This is a genomic window from Alsobacter sp. SYSU BS001988, assembly GCF_054796215.1.
The window spans coordinates 56,216-74,147 of the sequence record NZ_JBTAMK010000014.1; the positions used below are offsets into that span (position 1 = coordinate 56,216).

Below are 17,932 nucleotides of genomic sequence, written 5' to 3' on the forward strand. Positions count from 1 at the left end.
GCCTCAGGGCATCGCCGCATAGGCCGCCGCGATGAGCACGGCTTCGCCGACGATGACGCCGGCGAAGAAGGAGCGGCGGAAGGCGAAGAACGCGACGAAGCCGGCCAGCACGCCGCCGACCCTGCCCCACCAGGGCGCGAGGGCCAGCGCGCCGCTGGGGGTGAGCAGCAGCTTGGCGACGACGGCGGCCAGCAGGGCCGTCGCGACCGCCCGGACCCAGACCAGGAACACCGATCCGTCGGACAGCCCCCGCGAGGCGAAGACGCCCAGCGTGCGCCAGATCTCGGTCGGCGCCATCCCGCAGATCACGATCAGCACATAGGGCCAGAGGGGGCCGTGCACGACGGCGAGGTCGAAGCTCACCGGCGCCGCTCCAGTCCCCGCCCGACCCAGAAGGCGGCCGTGCCGCCGATGAGCCCGACGCCCAGCAGGTCGAAGCCGTCGCCCAGCACGGCGCGGATCGGCGGCTCGAGCGCGAAGCCGAGCCCGATCGCGATCCAGTCGGCCGGAACGCGGGCGCCGGCGCTGATCGAGATGGTGAAATAGATCGGGCTGACGAACAGGATCGCGGCGGCCAGCGCCGGCGGCAGCGACGCCACCAGGAAGTAGCCGACGCCCGTCGAGACCGTGCTGAGCAGGATGCAGGCGGCGGCGAAGCCGAAATAATAGGGCGCGCGGGCCGCCGTCGGCAGGTGGGGCAGCCGCCTCAGGCACTCCGTCCACACCGTGACGGCGACGAAATGCGCGGACGCGATCTGGGTGGAGAGCCGCTGGCCGGGGCGGCGCAGCAGCGGCAGGATCGCCACCGTCATCGGAAAGAACCGCACCGACGAAAAGCCGATCGCCGCCGCGATGGCGAAGGGGGTCATCCCGGCCGCGACCCCGCCATAGAAGATCACCTGCGCCGGGCTCGCCCAGATCAGCAGCGTCGACGCCATGGCGGCGCCGACGGGGTGGCCGACGGACTGGGCCAGCCCGCCGACGCCGACCAGCGACAACGCCACCACCCAGGCCGGCAGCGCCAGGGCGTCGCGCACGCCCTTGAGGAACCAGCGGGCGTCCCCGGAGGGCTCCTGCGCGGGCGTCAGCTCCACGGGACCGCGCCGCCGCTCACGGGCCGCCCTTGTCCTTGCCGGTCAGGATGCCCATCAGGGGCGTCGCCTTGACCTGGTCGCGGACCTGCAGCCAGCCCCAATAGAGGCCGAACGCCATCGCGGGCACCAAGATCCAGGCGATCAACTCCTCCAGCCGCTCCCGTTTGCGCCGGCGTTGCCGCCGCTTTTCGAACCACGAGGCCACTTGTCCCCTCCCGACGCCGGCCGCATCCGGCCCCGAACATGAGGATGGGCGGAGCGCTTCCGCCCCGCCCGTCCCTCTCGGTCCGTTCTAGCGCAACACGGCCGCGGCCGAAACCGCCGAAGCGCGTTCCCCCGTCGGGACTGGCCGGCTCTGGACGCCCGGCTGGGCCGCGCGGAAAGACCGGGCGGATGCGAAACGACCCGGACCATGCGGCGCATGATCCGGGTCGGCGATGTCGAAGCGCGGGGAGCCGCGTCAGCTGCGGACCAGCGGCACCTTGGGGACGGTGCGGACCGGCTTGCCGTCGCCGCCGCCCCCGGCGGCCGGGCCGGCCGGCGCGGGGCCGCCCGGGTCCTTCTTCGGTCGGGAGACCTTGCGGGGCGAGGCCGCGGACTTGCGGGTGGCGCGCTTCTCGCGGGTCTTGGTGGCCTCCTCGACGTCCTTTTCGGGCTTGGGCGTGACCGGGCCGGCCGGGAACTCCAGGCCGAGCGCCTTCTTGCCCTCCTTCTCCTCGACCACGACCTTGACCGCGCCGCCGTTCTTCAGGCGCCCGAAGAGCACCTCGTCGGCGAGCGGGGTCTTGATGGTGGACTGGATCAGGCGCGCCATCGGCCTGGCGCCCATCGTCTCGTCATAGCCGTGCTCGACCAGCCACTCGCGCGCCCCGTCGGTGAGCTCGATCGTGACGTTGCGGTCGGCGAGCTGCGCCTCCAACTGCATCACGAACTTGTCCACGACCTTCGAGACGACCTCCTTGGGCAGCTGGCCGAAGGAGATGATCGCGTCGAGGCGGTTGCGGAACTCCGGCGCGAAGAGGCGGGTGATGGCCTCGTTGTCGCCGCTGTCGCGCTTGGACTGGGTGAAGCCGAAGACGGGCTTGGCCAGCTCGGCCGCGCCGGCGTTCGTCGTCATGATCAGGATGACGTTGCGGAAGTCGACCTGTTTGCCGTTGTGATCGGTCAGCTTCCCGTGGTCCATGATCTGCAGGAGGATGTTGAACAGGTCCGGATGGGCCTTCTCGATCTCGTCCAGCAGCAGCACGCAGTGCGGGTGCTGGTCGATGCCGTCGGTCAACAGGCCGCCCTGGTCGAACCCGACATAGCCGGGGGGCGCGCCGATGAGGCGGCTGATCGTGTGCCGCTCCATGTATTCCGACATGTCGAAGCGCACGATCTCCACCCCGAGGCTGGCGGCGAGCTGGCGCGCCACCTCGGTCTTGCCGACGCCCGTGGGGCCGGCGAAGAGATAGTTGCCGATCGGCTTTTCCGGATCCCGCAGGCCGGCGCGGCTGAGCTTGATCGCCGAGGACAGCGCCGTGATGGCGGCGTCCTGGCCGTAGACGACGCGCTTGAGGGTCTCGTCGAGGGCCTTCAGCACCTCGGCGTCGTCCTTCGACACGGTCTTGGGCGGGATCCGCGCCATGGTGGCGATGGCGGCCTCGATCTCCTTGATGCCGATCTGCTTCTTGCGCTTGCCCTCCGGCAGCAGCATCTGCGACGCGCCGGTCTCGTCGATCACGTCGATCGCCTTGTCCGGCAGCTTGCGGTCGTGGATGTAGCGGGCCGACAGCTCCACCGCCGCCTTGATGGCGTCGTTGGTGTAGCGGATATGGTGGAACTCCTCGAAATAGGGCTTGAGGCCCTTGAGGATCTCGATGGCGTCCGGCACCGACGGCTCGTTGACGTCGATCTTCTGGAAGCGGCGCACCAGGGCGCGGTCCTTCTCGAAGTACTGCCGGTACTCCTTGTAGGTGGTCGAGCCGATGCAGCGCAGGGTGCCCTGCGCCAGCGCGGGCTTGAGCAGGTTGGAGGCGTCCATCGCGCCGCCGGAAGTCGCCCCGGCGCCGATCACCGTGTGGATCTCATCGATGAACATGATCGCCTTGGGGTGGTTCTCGATCTCCTTCATCACCTGCTTGAGGCGTTCCTCGAAGTCGCCGCGATAGCGCGTGCCGGCGAGCAGCGTGCCCATGTCCAGCGCGAACACGGTCGCGTCGGCCAGCACCTCGGGCACCTCGCCGGTGGCGATCTTGCGCGCCAGGCCCTCGGCGATGGCGGTCTTGCCGACGCCGGGATCGCCCACCAGGAGCGGGTTGTTCTTCTGTCGCCGGCAGAGCACCTGGATGGTGCGCTGCACCTCGGGCTCGCGCCCGATCAGCGGATCGATGCGGCCCTCGCGGGCCCGCTTGTTGAGGTTGACGCAATAGGCCTCGAGGGCCTCGCCCTTCTTCTTCGGGCCGGCGCCGCCCTCCTCGCCTCCGCTGGACCGTTCCGTCTGCTCCTCCTCGGCGCCGCGCGGCGAACGGGTTTCCGACATGCCCGCGCGCTTGGCGATGCCATGGGAGATGTAGTTCACGGCGTCGTAGCGCGTCATGTCCTGCTCCTGCAGGAAATACGCGGCGTGGCTCTCGCGCTCGGCGAAGATGGCGACCAGCACGTTGGCGCCGGTGACCTCCTCGCGGCCGGAGGACTGCACATGGATGACGGCGCGCTGGATGACGCGCTGGAACCCGGCGGTCGGCTTGGAGTCGTCGCTGCCGTCGGTGATCAGGTTGCCGAGCTCGGCGTCGACATATTCGGTCAGGTTCCGCCGCAGCGCGTCGATGTCGACGTTGCAGGCGCGCATCACGGCCGCAGCGTCCTGGTCGTCCACGAGCGCCAGGAGCAGGTGCTCCAGGGTGGCGTATTCGTGATGGCGCTCGTTGGCGAGCGCGAGGGCCCGGTGAAGAGCTTGTTCGAGATTGCGAGAGAAGGACGGCATCGGGCCTCAGCCTTTCACTTCTTTTCCATCACGCATTGCAGAGGATGCTGGTGCTTTCGCGCGAAGTCCATCACGAGCGTGACCTTGGTCTCCGCGACTTCGTACGTGAAAACGCCGCACTCCCCGACACCGTGCTGGTGAACATGGAGCATGATGCGGGTGGCTTCGTCCGCATCCTTGTTGAAGAACCGCTGGAGCACGTGGACCACGAACTCCATCGGCGTGTAGTCGTCGTTCAGGAGCAGCACGCGATACAGGTTGGGGCGCTTGGTCCTGGTCTTGGTTTGGGTGATGACGGCGGTGCCCGAGCCGCCGTCGCCCGGTCTGCCCGGACCCCGCCTGCGCTCCGCCGAACGCAGGGGATCTGTCCGGATCAGGCCGGATGCGAGGTGCCTGCCGCGCAGGAGCGCACGCTTGAGGCGGAGAACCATGTCGGGAAAGATCAGCTTGAGGTCCATCGCGGAAACGGCGGTCCCATTCGGGTGATCGGCTCGACCCCGGCCGGACGACCGGGGGCGGCGACCGCAGCCCAACGGGAGAGCGTCACGGCCGGTTCCGTTAATCTAGTGTTACCCGGCCCGCTTCGCCAGACCGTACTTCAGGCGATCGCGGCGGCGTCTGTGACGCAGGGCGCGCAGGCGCACGGCGAGCCGCGGCGCGCTTGGACAGCCTGGGCCTGGAGAAAGCGGGGAAGCGGGCCTGAGGGCGCGGGCTTCCGGGCCGCCGGGAACGCAAAAAGGCCCGGGAAACGCCCGGGCCTTTGCGGTCGCCGTCGAAAGACGGAGACGGATTACTTCGCGGCGGCGGTGGCCTTGGCGAACAGGGTCTCGTAGGGCTTCACCGTGTCCTTGGCGAGGCTGGAATAGAGCTCGCCGACCTTGGAGGCGTAAGCCACGAAGCCCTCATAGGCGGTCTTCAGGTAGTCGCTCTGGATCTCGAAAGCCTTGTCGAGCGTCTTGACGCCGACCAGCTTCTCGGCCACGGCCGAGGCGCCTTCGAAAGCCTTCTTGGAGTAGTCGGCCGTCTCGGCGGCGATCGCCTGCACGCCCTTGGAGGCGGTGCCGAGGCTCTTCATCGCCACGTCCACGTTCTCCTTGCCGAGCTTCTGGAAATCTTCGAACTGCGTAGCCATGGTGCACCCCTTAATGTTTGCGCCCTCGGGCGCCTGAAACAGGGTTCCTGGCCTGATCACTCAACGCCGGACCGGCGAACCCGATGCGCCTCTTTTATATGCAGCGCACAACGACGTCAACAAAAATGTTGCACCGCACCATTCTCTGCTCGGGCCAATCGGCGGTTGAGCGGTTAACTCCCGCGTAACCCCAACTCGATACCGTCCAAGACTGTGCCGCGGATGCGACAGTGTGGGCTCCCCTCGCCCGCCGCGCAGGCCCAGGCCCCGGCTGCGTCAACAGGCCGGACAGACGGGGACGAGTGGTATGAGTGCGTGTTTGGGTTCTATCGCGGGGCGTTTCGGAACGTTCGCCTCGGTGGTCGCGACAGCCTCCCTCATCGCAGCCGTCGCGTCGTCGCCGGCCGAAGCCCGCAGGAGGCATCACGGCCATGGCGGGGGGTACAATCCCCCCTACGCCGCCATGGCGCTGGACGCCAAGACCGGCCGGGTCCTTCACGCCGAGAACGAGGATGCGCTGCGCCATCCCGCCTCGGTCACCAAGGTGATGACCCTCTATCTTCTCTTCGAGCAGCTCGAGAAGGGCCGCTTCACCCTGGAGACGCCGCTGCGGGTCTCGGCGCACGCCGCCGCCCAGGCGCCGTCCAAGCTCGGCCTGCGGCCCGGCTCCACCATCGAGGTGGAGGACGCCATCAAGGCGCTGGTGACGAAGTCCGCCAACGACGTCGCCGCCGCGGTGGCGGAGAACATCGGCGGGTCCGAGAGCGCCTTCGCCGACATGATGACCCGCAAGGCGCGGCAGATCGGCATGAGCCGCACGACCTACCGCAACGCCTCGGGCCTGCCCAATCCCGGCCAGGTGACGACGGCGCGCGACCTGATCACGCTGGCGCGGTCGCTGCAGGACCGCTTCCCCCGCTACTACCGCTATTTCTCGACGCCCTCCTTCACCTATGCGGGCGCGTCGCATCGCAACCACAACCATCTGCTCGGCCGCGTCGAGGGGATGGACGGCATCAAGACCGGCTACACCCGGGCGTCCGGCTTCAACCTCCTGACGTCGGTGCGCACCGAGGGGCGGCACGTCGTCGCCGTGGTGCTGGGCGGCCGCTCCGCCTCCTCGCGCGACCGCCAGATGGTCGCGCTTCTCGACGACACTCTCGAGCGCGCCTATGCGGGCGCCCGCACCGCTCCCCCGGTCGGGGAATCGACGGCGGTCGCGTCCGCGGAGCCGCCGCGGCAGGAGACGGCCCGGCAGGACTCCAGGCAGGAGGCGGCCCGGCAGGAGTTGGCCCGGCTCGAAGCGGCCCGCAAGGAAGCCGTCGCGGCCCGCGAGGCCGCCAAGGAGGCCGAGCTCACCGCCGCGCGGGAAGCCGCCAAGCTCGAGTTCACCCGCCAGGAGCTCGCCCGGCAGGAAGCGCTCCGTCAGGAGGCCGCCCGGAACGCCGCCCGCGAGGCGCCGCGCGTGCGGGTCGCCTCGGTGGACGACGCCGTGCCGATGACGACCTCGACCGTGTCGCCGCGCTCCGGGCTGCGCCCGCCGGCCGACGTGGCCCGCTCGGGCCAGGACGCCGGCGCCATGCAGCCCTCCCCCGCCGCTCCCGTTCACCGGACCGTCGACGTCTCCGCCGCCCGGCCGGTCGTCGCCTCCGCGCTCGGCGCCTCGACGGCTACGCCGTCCAGCGGCATGCGCTGGGTCGTGGGCGCCCCGTCGACCGTGCGTCCCGAGACCGAGACCCGGACCGCCCGGCTCGAAGCCCCGCGCGGCGAAGCCAAGGCCGAACCGAAGCCCGAGCCCAAGGCGGAGGCCAGGGCCGACAGGCCGGAGAGCCGCGTCGAGAAGTCCGACGCCAAGGCCGCCCCCCGCCTGACGATCTCCGGCTGGGTGATCCAGCTCGGCGCCACCGACGAGGAGGACAAGGCCAAGGACATCCTGGCCCGCGCCAAGGCGAGCGGCCGGTTCATGGCCAAGGCCGCGCCCTTCACCGAGAAGGTCAACAAGGACGGCTCCACGCTCTACCGGGCCCGCTTCTCGGGCTTCGACGAGGACGACGCCCAGTCGGCCTGCAGGCAGCTCAAGCGCAGCGGCTTTTCGTGCTTCGCCGTTAAGGGCTGAGCCACCTTTTCCAGTCAGGATGCGGTCGGTCGCAAGACCGGCCGGGCACGACCCGGACCAGATCGGAGCGGCGGTCAGCGCCGCCCGAAGACGCCGCGCAAAGCGGCGCGAGGGACAGAGGGCGCCGCCGCAAGGCGGCGAAGGGGCCGGGCGCGTTTCACCCGGTCCTGTCGACAGACGGACGTAACCACCGGAACGCGCGTGGAGTATCAGCGATGCCGGTTCAGCAGAATGTCCTTGGCCTGGTTCACGCGGGTGGCCAGATACGTCGAGCCCCCCTGGTCGGGATGGAGTTTCTTCATCAGCGCGCGGTGCGCGCGGCGGACTTCGTCGTCCCCCGCCCCCGGCTGAAGGCCAAGGATCTCGTAGGCCTCCTGCTCGGTCGGAGCGCCCGCGCCGCGGCCCCCGCCGACGCGCGGCCCCGCATCCGCGTCGTCCTGTGCTGCTTTGCGCCGTCCGGGAAACCTGCGGTCCAGATACGCCTCCAGAAGCCGTGAGCCCTCCGGGTCGGCGCTGAGGCAGAGCGCGGCGAGATCCGCGAGCTGGGCTTCGCCGAGTTCGTCGAGGCTGCGGCCCTCGAAAGGGCCGGCCAGCACATGGCCGGCGAGCGCGCCTGTGTCGTGGTCCAGCGTCATCTCCAGCAGAGCGGAGCGCACGCGCGACTGGGCGCCGGGCGTCGCCTGCGTCCGCTGGGCCCAGCCCGGCAAGGCGAAGCCGCGCAGGCCGAGCAGATAGGCCCCGAAGCCGCCGACCGGGATGGCGACGTCCAGGCGCCCCCGGAACAGCAGGAAGGCCGCGAGCGCCAGCGAGGCCACGCCTCCGATCTGACGCACCAGCCTGGCGAGCGCCTTCGGGCTGGCGGCGGAATAATTCTTGCCGACCCACCACAGGATGAACAGGACCGCAGCCCCGACAAGCAGCGCCACTGTGTTCCTACCTCATCTGGCCCAGCAGGCGCTGGGCGCCCGCGTCGCGCCGGGCCAGATCCTCGAGCGCGATCCGGCCCCCGGCCGCATAGGCGGCGGCCGCCCTGAGCAGAGCCGCGAGTTCGGCCGGAGCCGACGCGTCGAAGCGCGCATAGGCGCCCCCGGTGAGCCTCGCGATCTCGCGGAAGGCCCGTTCGGCGGCCGGATCGCGCCCCTCGTGGAACATGAACGCCTTGACGCCCGACAGCCCCAGCTCGCCCGCCAGGGCGCACAGGTCGTCGAGCCTTTCCTCCATTGCGTCGCCCACATAGACCAGGGCGTGCACCGCACGCTCGCGGGTCTCGCCCCGGACATGGTCGAGCACCCTCTGGATCTGCGTGTGGCCGCCGCGGCAGCCGATCTGCTCCATCAGCCCGGTGAGGGCGCGGGGATCGGCCACGAAGCGCGAGGCGCGGCATTCGGAGAAGCCGCGGAAATAGACGAGCTGGACGTCGAGCCCGCCGGCCTGCGCCGCCTGGGCGAACATCTCGCCCTGCAGGCGGCAGGCGAGGTCCCAGGTGGGCTGCCGGCTCATGGTGGCGTCGAGCGCGAACACCAGCCGGCCCCGTTTGCCGTCGCGCCGCGGCGACAGGGACTTGGCGGCCTGCAGGAAGGCGTCCACGGCGGCGGGGTCCGTGCGGGCGTCGAGCGCTCGCCCGCTCTTCGGGGCGATCCCGCTGCTGTCGTCCGCGCTCATGACTGGCCGCTCATGCCCACTCCGTTCCGCGTCAATGTGGCGGTTGGGCGGCGATTTGCAACAGGCGCGCCGTGACGGGACGGATCGCTCAGGGTTTCGAGCGTTGCTGCATCTCGAAGCGCGCCGATCCTCCGACGCGGATCTCGGTGTCGCCGAACCGCATGCCGGTGGGCTGGCCGCTCATATACGGGATGGCGCTCGTCGGCTCGGCGCGGCGCTGCGGGTGCGTCTCGAAGAGGTTGGAGCAGACGCCGGAGCGCATCTTCACTCCCGGGGCGACCTCGGTCACCGCACAGGCGCGGTCCATGGCGTCGGCGGATCCGGAGGACATCAGGCCCCCGACCGCTCCCACCGCCAAAATCAACATCCGCATGAATCGCCCCTCGATGCGCTGCAGACAGCCGAGCGCCCGAACTGCGGAGAATGTGTGACATGGCGCGAGATTCGGGAACCGCACCGGTCAGATCAGCCCCAGTTCGGCGAGCTCGCGGCGCAGCGTCTCGGGCAGTGCGGCGAGGCCCACGCCAAAGTCGCCGAGGTCGCGCGGAGCGGACCTGGCCTCCAGGTAGCGCCAGCCCTGGAAAGGCCGGCACGGCCGCGGGTCGACCGGCGTCACCACCGGCTCGAGCACCAGGTGGCAGCGCCCGATCCCGTCCGCGTCCTTGAACGGCCGGATCTCCAGGATCGGCTGCCGGCACGCGATCTGGCCCTTGATGACCCAGAACAGCGACCCGCCGTCGACGATCTCGTCGACCCGCTTGGGAACCATGCGGGTCGTGTGCGCCTGCTCGTAGGGCCGCTTGAGGCGCCGCGCCATCGCGGCGTTCTCGTCGATCCAGCCTTCCAGATCGGAGATCGAGTCGCAGCCGACGCAGAGTTTCAGGATGTGCAGGGCCATGCCCCACTCCTAGCGCGGGCGTCGCCTCCCGCCAACGCGGCGTCGCGGCGCCTGTGGACAACGGCCGGCGCGGCGGCCGGCCGGCGGCGGCCGTCAGTCCGGGTCGCCGATCACGATGAGCCTGGCCCCCTCCGGCGTCTGCTGGCCGGCCTCGACGGCGATCTCGGTCACCACGCCCGCCCGCGGCGCCACGAGCGCGTGCTCCATCTTCATGGCCTCCACGATGGCGAGCCTCTGGCCCTTCTCCACCGTCTCGCCCTCGGTCACGAAGAGGGCCACCACCTTGCCGTGCATCGGCGCTTTCACGACCCCGCCGGCGTCGGCCTCGTCGAAGGACATGTCGAGCGCGTCGAACAGGCGCACATGGGTCTGGCGGCCATGGTCGAGCACGATCAGGCCGTCCTCGGTCTCGACGATGTCGAGCTCATGCGACCCCGGCGGCACGGCGTGGCCGGGAAGCTCCACGCTGGGGCCCTCGGCGTCCCAGCCGAGCACCGCGTCCAGGCGTTCGCCCTCGATCAGGAGCGGCAGCCCGATCTGGCGCTCCCCGGACAGCTGGAACCCGTCGGCCGCGTCCCAGGGCGACGGCGCGCCCCCGCTGGCGACCGCGGCGGCCGCGATGCTGCGGCGGACCGCCTGGCCCACCAACGCCAGCGCGCCGGCGGCGGCGGCGGCGGCCGGAAACGGCCGGGCCGTCGCGCCGAGCGCCTCGAGATTGCGGTCGATGAAGCCCGTGTCGAAACGGCCGGCCCGGAACTCCGGCGCCCGGCACAGCGCCTCCAGGAAGGCGACGTTGGAGCGCGGGCCGGCCACGACGGTGCGCGCCAGCGCGTCGGCGAGGCGGTCCAGGGCCTGCGAGCGGGTGTCGCCATGGGCGATCACCTTGGCGATCATGGGATCGTAGAACGGGCTCACCTCGTCGCCTTCCGCGACGCCGGTGTCGATGCGCAGGCGGTCGCTCTCCTCGGGGAAGCGCAGCGCCCACAGCCGCCCCGTCGAGGGCAGGAAGCCGCGCTCCGGGTCCTCGGCGTAGAGACGCGCCTCCACGGCGTGGCCCTGGATGGCGAGATCGTCCTGCGTGAAGGGCAGGCGCTCGCCCGCGGCGACGCGGAACTGCAGCTCGACCAGATCGAGGCCCGTGATCGCCTCCGTGACCGGATGCTCAACCTGCAGGCGCGTGTTCATCTCCATGAAGAAGAAGCTGTCCGCCGTGAGGCCGTTCGAGCCGTCCGCGATGAATTCGACCGTGCCGGCGCCCACATAGCCGACGGCCCGCGCGGCGTCGACGGCCGCCTGGCCCATCGCGGCGCGGACCTCCGCCGACATGCCCGGCGCCGGGGCCTCCTCGATGACCTTCTGGTGCCGGCGCTGCAGCGAGCAGTCGCGCTCGAAGAGATGCACCACGTTTCCGTGCCGGTCGGCGAAAACCTGCATCTCCACGTGCCGGGGCGAGCGGACATATTTCTCCACCAGCACGCGCGGGTCGCCGAAGGCGTTGGCGGCCTCGCGCTGCGCGCCGAGCAGCGCCTCCTCGAAGTCGATCAGCCGGTCGACCCGGCGCATGCCCTTTCCGCCGCCGCCCGCCACGGCCTTGATGAGCACCGGAAAGCCGATATTGGCCGCCCTCTCCCGCAGGAAGGCGGGATCCTGCTTGTGGCCGTGATAGCCGGGCACGACCGGCACGCGGGCCCGCTCGACGAGCGTCTTGGCGGCGTCCTTCAGGCCCATCGCCCGGATGGCGGACGGCGGCGGCCCGACGAACGTCACCCCGGCCTTGGCGCAGGCCTCCGCGAATTCGGCGTTCTCGGAGAGGAAGCCATAGCCCGGATGGATGCAGTCCGCCCCCGCGTCGCGCGCGACCTCGAGGATCCGGCTTCCCACCAGGTAGCTCTCGCGCGCCGGCGCCGGCCCGATCGCATAGGCCTCGTCGGCGTCGCGCACGAAGAGCGCGTCGGCGTCGGCCTCCGAATGCACCGCGATGGTGCGCATCCCCAGCCGCCTGGCGGTGCGGATGATGCGGCAGGCGATCTCGCCGCGGTTGGCGATCAGGACGGAGGAGAACATGAGGGCTCGCAGATCAGCGGAGCGTGACGCCCGCGTAGATTTCGGACAATGAAAGGCCGGCCTCGACGGCCGAAAGCAGCAGCCGGTCGTCGGGCGCGTTCAGCACCTGAGGCGCTTCGCTCCAGGCGAGGTCGTCCGGGCGAGACCAGTGCTCGATGCGCATCTCGTCCTGATACACGAGGACGAGATGACGCAGACTGGCGAAGGCCATGTAGGCCTTCAGCTTGTAACCGCGGTCGTCCGCCATGGTGGAAGGTGACAGAACCTCGATGACGACCACCGGATCGGGTACCCACCGGCGACGATCGTCGACAGGGCCGCACCGGACCATGACGTCCGGCTCCGGCAGAAAATCCGCGTCGTCGCTGTGGGCGATGCCTGCGTCGCGGTAGCTCGTACAGCCACGATCGCGGATTTGGCCGCGTAACGAAGTATCGATGTTGCCCGCGATCAGGCTATGCCGGAGCGTCCCCGGCGCCATCGCGACCGGCTCGCCCGCGAGCAGCTCGAAGCGTTGCATCGGGCGGGCGTCCGCGAACGCGAGATATTCGGCCACGGTCATCATGGCGTGAGCTTGCGCCGGCTGGTTCATCGCAGCAATCCCTTCCTGAAAAAGGCTGGTTTCGAAGGTCACATCCGGAACACGCCGAAGCGCGTCTCCTCGACGGGAGCGTTGAGGCAGGCCGAAAAGGCCAGCCCGAGGACGCGGCGGGTTTCGGACGGGAGAATGATCCCGTCGTCCCAAAGCCGCGCGGTGGCGTAATAGGGGTTGCCCTCCGTTTCGTACTGGGCCCGGATCGGGGCCTTGAAGGCCTCCTCCTCGCGCCCCGGCCACTTGCGGCCCTCCGCCTCGATATTGTCCCGCCGCACGGTGGCGAGCACGCTGGCGGCCTGCTCGCCGCCCATGACGGAGATGCGCGAGTTCGGCCACGAGAAGAGGAAGCGGGGGCCGTAGGCGCGCCCGCACATGCCGTAATTGCCCGCCCCGAAGGAGCCGCCCACCAGCAGGGTGATCTTCGGCGTCCTGGCGCAGGCCACCGCGGTGACGAGCTTCGCCCCGTCCTTGGCGATGCCGCCGGCCTCGTACTGGCGGCCGACCATGAAGCCGGAGATGTTCTGCAGGAAGAGGAGCGGGATGCGCCGCTGGGCGCAGAGCTCGATGAAATGGGCGCCCTTCAAGGCCGATTCGGAGAACAGGATGCCGTTGTTGCCGAGGATGCCGACCGGGATGCCCCAGATCCGCGCGAAGCCGGTCACCAGCGTGGTCCCGTAGAGCGCCTTGAACTCGTCGAAGCGCGAGCCGTCCACCAGCCGGGCGATCACCTCGCGGATGTCGTACTGCTTCTTCAGGTCCGTCGGGACCAGGCCCTCGAGCTCGTCGGTGTCGTAGCGCGGGTCCTCCGGCTCGGCGATCGGCAGGTCGTCGGGCTTGCGGGTGTTCAGGTTGGCGACGATCCGGCGCGCCATCGCAAGCGCATGGGCGTCGTCCATGGCGTAGTGGTCGGCGACGCCCGAGACGCGGGCGTGCACGTCGGCCCCGCCCAGATCCTCGGCCGAGACCTCCTCGCCGGTGGCGGCCTTCACCAAAGGCGGCCCGCCGAGGAAGATCGTGCCCTGCTTGCGCACGATGATGGTCTCGTCCGACATCGCCGGCACATAGGCGCCGCCCGCGGTGCACGAGCCCATCACCACCGCGATCTGCGGCACGCCCAGCGAGGACAGCGTCGCCTGGTTGTAGAAGATGCGGCCGAAATGCTCCCGGTCCGGGAAGACCTCCGTCTGGTGCGGCAGGTTCGCGCCCCCCGAATCGACCAGGTAGACGCAGGGCAGCCGGTTCTCGCGCGCGATCTCCTGGGCGCGCAGGTGCTTCTTCACCGTCATCGGGTAGTAGGTGCCGCCCTTGATGGTGGAATCGTTGCACACCACCATGACCTCGCGGCCCTCGACCCGGCCGATCCCGGCGATCATGCCGGCCCCGTGGATGGCGTCGTCATACATGCCGAAGGCCGCCAGCGCGCCGATCTCCAGGAACGGCGATCCCGGGTCCAGGAGGCGCATCACCCGCTCGCGCGGCAGCAGCTTGCCGCGGGCGAGGTGGCGCTCGCGGGCCCGCGCCGGGCCGCCCAGGGCCGCTTCGGCGCGGCGGCTCCTGAGCTCGTCGGCGAGCTGGCGCCACTGGGCGGCGTTGGCGTCGAACTCGGGCGAACGACGGTCGAGGGTGGAAGACAGAACGGCCACGCAAGATCCCCTGAGGCCCGGTCCAGGTCCGGGCGCGCAGATCATGCCGGAAGCGGGCGCGAACGCAATCGCGGCGGCGCTCGCCGTCGACGCGCTCCGGGCCGCGCCGCCGCCCTGCCCGACGACGCCTTCGGCGGCCTGCCGCCCGGGGCGGCCACGGACGGCCGGGCCCTGATTCAGACCTCGAGCGGTTCCCGAAAAGCCTCTGATTCGGCTCGCCGAACCGGCTCCGGCGTCAGCCCTGGCGCGAGGGCTTGGGCTCGGCCGTCGGCGGCTCAACGGGGCCGCCGGCGGCCTTCCAGGCCCCGAAGCCGCCGCCCAGATGGGCCACGGGCTTCAGTCCCATTTCGCGGGCCGTGCGCGCCGACAGCGCCGAGCGCCAGCCGCCCGCGCAGAAGAACACGAAGCGCTTGTCCTCGGCGAAGACCGGCTTGTGATAGGGGCTCTCCGGGTCGATCCAGAACTCCAGCATGCCGCGCGGGCAGTGGAAGGCTCCGGGCATGCGCCCTTCCCGCTCCAGTTCGCGCGGGTCCCGCAGATCGACGAAGACGACGTCGTCGCGCCCCGCGAGGGCGAGCGCGTCGGCGGCCGGGATCGTGTCCACGATGGCGTTCGCCTCGGCGAGCAGCGCCTTGTAGCCCTTGCTGATGGTCTGCGACATGGAACCTCCGATGAGGGGTCAGGATGTCGCGCCGGATGGCCGACCGTCAACGGGTCGGCGTCGCCCTGTCGAGCCCGCCGAGCAGAAAGGCGAGGAACGCGAGGACGGCGAACAGGCAAAGCGTCGCGGCGGCGACGCTCCAGCAGGAGCGCGGCTGGGCGTGAGAGATCATGGGCGATGTCAGGGCGGCGTCCCGGGACCCTGCGGCAGGGCCGCGATCCCGTCCGGTCCTCACCGGCGGCGCTCTCTTAAGGCTTCGTCAACCCTGCCTCAAGCCCTGTTTTGGAAGGTCCGGCCCAGGGAGTTGGTCCGAGCCGGGCCCGGCCCTTGCATCGCGCCCCGCGGCCGCCCCAAGGTGCACGCATGATCCTCGCCCCGCTCGACATCGCCGCTCTCGCCTTCTTCGTCGTCTCGTGGTTCGGCTACGCCATCGTTGTGGAGGGCGACAGGCTGGGGCGTCACAGCCTGAACGGGATCATGCACGACTTCCGCACCCGGTGGATGGAGCGGATGCTGGCGCGCGAGGTGCGCATCATCGACACGCAGATCATGGCCAGCCTGCAGAACGGGACGGCCTTCTTCGCCTCGACGTCGCTGCTGGCCGTCGGCGGGTCGCTGACGCTGCTGCGCGCCGCCGACGACGTGCTGCGGGTGTTCGCGGACCTGCCGCTCGGCATCGCGACGCAGCGCGGGCTGTGGGAGCTGAAGGTGATCGGCCTGGCCGTCATCTTCGTCTACGCCTTCTTCAAGTTCGCCTGGAGCTACCGCCTGTTCAACTACGCGGCGATCCTTCTCGGCGCCACGCCGCCCCACGAGGAGGCGGACACGGCCGCCGCCGTGCGGCACGCGCACCGCACCGCGGGCATGACCACCGCGGCGGGGCGGCACTTCAACCGCGGCCAGCGCGCCTTCTTCTTCGCGCTCGGCTATCTGGGGTGGTTCTGGTCGCCGGTCGTGTTCATCGCGTCCACCACGGCCGTGCTGGTCGTGATGGGAGCGCGGCAGTTCCGCTCGGACGGCCTCAGGGCCGTGAGCCACGCCTACGACCCGACGGGCGTCTGACCCTGGCGGCTTGACGAACGGCCCCGCCGGGCGCACGCACGACGCATGAACGCGAAATCCACCGTGTCCGCGCCGCCCGAGGCGCTGGAAGCCGCCATCCTGGACCTCGCCCGGCAGCGCGGCGCCGAGAAGACGATCTGCCCGTCCGAGGTGGCGCGCCATCTGGGCGGCCCGCACCCGGACGGCTGGGGGCCGCTGATGGTCCCCGTCCGCCGCGTCGCCGTGCGCCTCGCCCATGAGGGCAAGATCGTCATCTACCGCAAGGGCAAGCCCGTCGATCCGGACGACTTCAAGGGCGTGTACCGCCTCGGCGCGCCCCGGGAGGAGTGAGGCCCGACGGCCTCAGCCCTTCGCCTTCCAGGCCTCGTAGCGGGCCTTGGTCTCGGCGTTCGGGGGATAGAGCCCCGGCAGCGGCAGGCCGCGGTCGACCTCCGTCATGATCCAGGCCTCCAGGCGCTCCTGCTCCGGGCCTTCCTTCAGCACCGTCTCCAGATAGGCGGCCGGGATGCAGACCGCGCCGTCGGCGTCGGCCACCACCACGTCGTCCGGGAACACGGCGACGCCGCCGCAGGCGATCGGCTCCTGCCAGCCCACGAAGGTCAGGCCCGCCACCGAGGCGGGCGCCGCGGTGCCGCGGCACCAGGTGGGCAGCCCCGTCCCGAGCACGCCGGCGATGTCGCGCATCACGCCGTCGGTCACCAGCGCCGCGACGCCCCGCTTGGCCATGCGGGCGGTGAGGATGTCGCCGAAGATGCCGGCGTCGGTGACGCCCATGGCGTCGACCACGGCGATGCAGCCCTCCGGCATGTCCTCGATGGCGGCGCGGGTGGAGCGCGGCGACGACCAGGATTCGGGCGTGGCGAGGTCCTCGCGGGCGGGCACGAAGCGCATCGTGAAGGCGCGTCCGGCGATGCGCTTGCCCTCGGCGGTGGGCAGCGGCGCCGGGCCGCGCATCCAGAGCCGGCGCAGGCCCTTCTTGAGAAGGACGGTGGTGATGGTGGCCGTCGAGATCGTCTCGAAGGCGGCGAGCGTGTCAGCGTCGAGCTTCATGTCGGGTGTCCCGCGAAAAGGCCGCGGAGAGTGTCACCGCAGGGCGGGCGGCGCAAGGCGTGGCGGGCAGGGCTGGGTCCCGGCCCGGCCAGGCCTCGGCCGCTCGTCGGCTTCGCGCGTCACGCGTCCCAGGTCGGGGCGAAGGCCGGATTGATCATGCGCCCGTCCGCCCGCGCGAGGCGGGAGATGGCCGCCATCTCGTCCGGCGAGAGGCTGAAGTCCCAGATGTCGAAATTCTCGGCGATGCGGCCGGGATGGGACGACTTGGGGATGGCGCAGACGCCCGCCTGTTGGACGTGCCAGCGCAGCACCGTCTGCGCGCCGGTCTTGCCATGCGCCACCGCGATCTCCTGCACGGTCTTGTCCTCCGTGTCGGCCCCCTTGCCGATCGGCGCATAGGAGGTGAACGCCATGCCGTGGCGCCGGACGGCTTCCAGCAGCCGGTGCTGCCCGAGCGTGGGGTGATACTCGCATTGCAGCGCCGCCAGCGGCTCGGTGGAGAGCCGCACGGCTTCGTCCAGGAGCGCCACCGTGAAGTTCGACACGCCGATGTGGCGGGCCAGGCCGCGGCGCTTCGCGTCGCAGAGCGCCCCGATCGAGTCGGCGAGCGGGATCTCGGGGTTCGGCCAGTGGATCAGCAGGAGATCGACCGCGTCGAGCCCGAGCTTGCGGAGGCTGGCCTCGGCGGAGCGCTGCAGCGCGCCGGGCCCGATCTCGCTCCACCAGACCTTGGTGGTGACGAAGACCTCGTCGCGCGCCACGCCGCCGGCGCGAAGGCCCTCGCCCACCTCCGCCTCGTTGCCATACATGGCGGCGGTGTCGATGTGCCGGTAGCCGACCTTCAGGGCCGTGGCCACGGCTTCGACGCAAGCCTGCCCCTCGGACCGGAACGTGCCGAGGCCAAGCGCCGGAATGCGGGCGCCGTTGGCGTCCACGATGATCTGTTGGGACATGAGGAAGTCTCCTGCTGGGTCGTTCCAGAACCTAGGG

Annotated in this window: 20 protein-coding genes; 3 read left to right on the plus strand and 17 right to left on the minus strand. The window is 70.7% G+C overall.

Going from position 1 to position 17,932, the window contains the following annotated elements:
* Positions 1-3 precede the first annotated feature (3 nt).
* From ACYVO7_RS20325 to ACYVO7_RS20350, 6 genes are all read right to left on the minus strand, one after another.
* Entirely contained in the window at positions 4-363 is a 360-nt protein-coding gene (locus ACYVO7_RS20325) for an AzlD domain-containing protein (protein WP_460451630.1), read from the minus strand.
* A complete protein-coding gene (locus ACYVO7_RS20330) occupies positions 360-1,094 on the minus strand; it encodes an AzlC family ABC transporter permease (protein WP_460451631.1) in 735 nt (244 codons plus the stop codon). Before ACYVO7_RS20330 ends, ACYVO7_RS20325 begins: the two co-directional genes overlap by 4 nt.
* Positions 1,095-1,110: 16 nt before the next feature.
* On the minus strand, positions 1,111-1,299 hold the full coding sequence (locus tag ACYVO7_RS20335) for a hypothetical protein (RefSeq protein ID WP_460451632.1): 189 nt from the start codon (positions 1,297-1,299) through the stop codon (positions 1,111-1,113).
* Between the two features lie 255 nt (positions 1,300-1,554).
* Positions 1,555-4,059, minus strand: coding sequence for an ATP-dependent Clp protease ATP-binding subunit ClpA (gene clpA, locus ACYVO7_RS20340; protein ID WP_460451633.1), 2,505 nt, complete (start codon positions 4,057-4,059; stop codon positions 1,555-1,557).
* A gap of 14 nt (positions 4,060-4,073) precedes the next feature.
* Positions 4,074-4,517 (minus strand): ATP-dependent Clp protease adapter ClpS, encoded by a 444-nt coding sequence (gene clpS / locus ACYVO7_RS20345; protein WP_406853852.1) that lies wholly within the window; start codon positions 4,515-4,517, stop codon positions 4,074-4,076.
* Positions 4,518-4,849: 332 nt separating this feature from the next.
* Complete coding sequence (locus tag ACYVO7_RS20350; protein WP_460451634.1) at positions 4,850-5,191, minus strand: phasin family protein; 342 nt, start codon at positions 5,189-5,191, stop codon at positions 4,850-4,852.
* 358 nt (positions 5,192-5,549) lie between these two features.
* Between ACYVO7_RS20350 and ACYVO7_RS20355 the strand changes: the two genes are divergently transcribed.
* Positions 5,550-7,307, plus strand: coding sequence for a serine hydrolase (locus tag ACYVO7_RS20355; protein WP_460451635.1), 1,758 nt, complete (start codon positions 5,550-5,552; stop codon positions 7,305-7,307).
* 209 nt (positions 7,308-7,516) lie between these two features.
* Here the strand turns inward: ACYVO7_RS20355 and ACYVO7_RS20360 are convergent, their stop codons facing one another.
* From ACYVO7_RS20360 to ACYVO7_RS20400, 9 genes are all read right to left on the minus strand, one after another.
* On the minus strand, positions 7,517-8,233 hold the full coding sequence (locus ACYVO7_RS20360; RefSeq protein WP_460451636.1) for a DnaJ domain-containing protein: 717 nt from the start codon (positions 8,231-8,233) through the stop codon (positions 7,517-7,519).
* A 7-nt stretch (positions 8,234-8,240) separates the two neighbouring features.
* The gene (locus ACYVO7_RS20365) at positions 8,241-8,969 is read right to left on the minus strand and encodes a vWA domain-containing protein (protein WP_460451637.1); all 729 of its coding nucleotides are present in this window, start codon (positions 8,967-8,969) and stop codon (positions 8,241-8,243) included.
* 88 nt (positions 8,970-9,057) lie between these two features.
* A complete protein-coding gene (locus ACYVO7_RS20370) occupies positions 9,058-9,342 on the minus strand; it encodes a hypothetical protein (protein WP_460451638.1) in 285 nt (94 codons plus the stop codon).
* 87 nt (positions 9,343-9,429) lie between these two features.
* Positions 9,430-9,867 (minus strand): DUF1489 family protein, encoded by a 438-nt coding sequence (locus ACYVO7_RS20375; protein ID WP_460451639.1) that lies wholly within the window; start codon positions 9,865-9,867, stop codon positions 9,430-9,432.
* A 93-nt stretch (positions 9,868-9,960) separates the two neighbouring features.
* A complete protein-coding gene (locus ACYVO7_RS20380) occupies positions 9,961-11,931 on the minus strand; it encodes an acetyl/propionyl/methylcrotonyl-CoA carboxylase subunit alpha (protein ID WP_460451640.1) in 1,971 nt (656 codons plus the stop codon).
* A 13-nt stretch (positions 11,932-11,944) separates the two neighbouring features.
* Positions 11,945-12,565 carry a Uma2 family endonuclease gene (locus tag ACYVO7_RS20385; protein WP_460451641.1) on the minus strand — a complete coding sequence of 207 codons (621 nt, stop codon included), beginning with the start codon at positions 12,563-12,565 and terminating at the stop codon, positions 11,945-11,947.
* Positions 12,562-14,169, minus strand: a complete 1,608-nt coding sequence (locus ACYVO7_RS20390) for a carboxyl transferase domain-containing protein (protein ID WP_460451642.1) — start codon at positions 14,167-14,169, stop codon at positions 12,562-12,564. Before ACYVO7_RS20390 ends, ACYVO7_RS20385 begins: the two co-directional genes overlap by 4 nt.
* Positions 14,170-14,404: 235 nt before the next feature.
* Positions 14,405-14,830, minus strand: a complete 426-nt coding sequence (locus tag ACYVO7_RS20395; protein WP_460451643.1) for a rhodanese-like domain-containing protein — start codon at positions 14,828-14,830, stop codon at positions 14,405-14,407.
* 46 nt (positions 14,831-14,876) lie between these two features.
* The gene (locus tag ACYVO7_RS20400; protein WP_460451644.1) at positions 14,877-15,002 is read right to left on the minus strand and encodes a hypothetical protein; all 126 of its coding nucleotides are present in this window, start codon (positions 15,000-15,002) and stop codon (positions 14,877-14,879) included.
* A 191-nt stretch (positions 15,003-15,193) separates the two neighbouring features.
* On the opposite strand from ACYVO7_RS20400, the gene ACYVO7_RS20405 reads away from it, so the two are divergent.
* Both ACYVO7_RS20405 and ACYVO7_RS20410 read left to right on the plus strand, forming a co-directional pair.
* Positions 15,194-15,892 carry a DUF599 domain-containing protein gene (locus ACYVO7_RS20405; RefSeq protein WP_460451645.1) on the plus strand — a complete coding sequence of 233 codons (699 nt, stop codon included), beginning with the start codon at positions 15,194-15,196 and terminating at the stop codon, positions 15,890-15,892.
* A gap of 45 nt (positions 15,893-15,937) precedes the next feature.
* Complete coding sequence (locus ACYVO7_RS20410; protein WP_460451646.1) at positions 15,938-16,222, plus strand: DUF3253 domain-containing protein; 285 nt, start codon at positions 15,938-15,940, stop codon at positions 16,220-16,222.
* Positions 16,223-16,234: 12 nt separating this feature from the next.
* On the opposite strand, the gene ACYVO7_RS20415 is transcribed toward ACYVO7_RS20410, so the two are convergent.
* A complete protein-coding gene (locus tag ACYVO7_RS20415) occupies positions 16,235-16,942 on the minus strand; it encodes a ribonuclease activity regulator RraA (protein ID WP_460451647.1) in 708 nt (235 codons plus the stop codon).
* Between the two features lie 119 nt (positions 16,943-17,061).
* Positions 17,062-17,895, minus strand: coding sequence for an aldo/keto reductase (locus ACYVO7_RS20420; protein ID WP_460451648.1), 834 nt, complete (start codon positions 17,893-17,895; stop codon positions 17,062-17,064).
* Between the last annotated feature and the right edge of the window lie 37 nt (positions 17,896-17,932).

Coding starts and splice junctions, on each gene's coding strand:
- clpA (WP_460451633.1), bottom strand. CDS start 4,059: ATGCCGTCCTTCTCTCGCAATCTCGAACAAGCTCTTCACCGGGCCCTC.
- clpS (WP_406853852.1), bottom strand. CDS start 4,517: ATGGACCTCAAGCTGATCTTTCCCGACATGGTTCTCCGCCTCAAGCGT.
- ACYVO7_RS20350 (WP_460451634.1), bottom strand. CDS start 5,191: ATGGCTACGCAGTTCGAAGATTTCCAGAAGCTCGGCAAGGAGAACGTG.
- ACYVO7_RS20365 (WP_460451637.1), bottom strand. CDS start 8,969: ATGAGCGCGGACGACAGCAGCGGGATCGCCCCGAAGAGCGGGCGAGCG.
- ACYVO7_RS20370 (WP_460451638.1), bottom strand. CDS start 9,342: ATGCGGATGTTGATTTTGGCGGTGGGAGCGGTCGGGGGCCTGATGTCC.
- ACYVO7_RS20375 (WP_460451639.1), bottom strand. CDS start 9,867: ATGGCCCTGCACATCCTGAAACTCTGCGTCGGCTGCGACTCGATCTCC.
- ACYVO7_RS20380 (WP_460451640.1), bottom strand. CDS start 11,931: ATGTTCTCCTCCGTCCTGATCGCCAACCGCGGCGAGATCGCCTGCCGC.
- ACYVO7_RS20395 (WP_460451643.1), bottom strand. CDS start 14,830: ATGTCGCAGACCATCAGCAAGGGCTACAAGGCGCTGCTCGCCGAGGCG.
- ACYVO7_RS20400 (WP_460451644.1), bottom strand. CDS start 15,002: ATGATCTCTCACGCCCAGCCGCGCTCCTGCTGGAGCGTCGCCGCCGCG.
- ACYVO7_RS20405 (WP_460451645.1), top strand. CDS start 15,194: ATGATCCTCGCCCCGCTCGACATCGCCGCTCTCGCCTTCTTCGTCGTC.
- ACYVO7_RS20410 (WP_460451646.1), top strand. CDS start 15,938: ATGAACGCGAAATCCACCGTGTCCGCGCCGCCCGAGGCGCTGGAAGCC.
- ACYVO7_RS20415 (WP_460451647.1), bottom strand. CDS start 16,942: ATGAAGCTCGACGCTGACACGCTCGCCGCCTTCGAGACGATCTCGACG.
- ACYVO7_RS20420 (WP_460451648.1), bottom strand. CDS start 17,895: ATGTCCCAACAGATCATCGTGGACGCCAACGGCGCCCGCATTCCGGCG.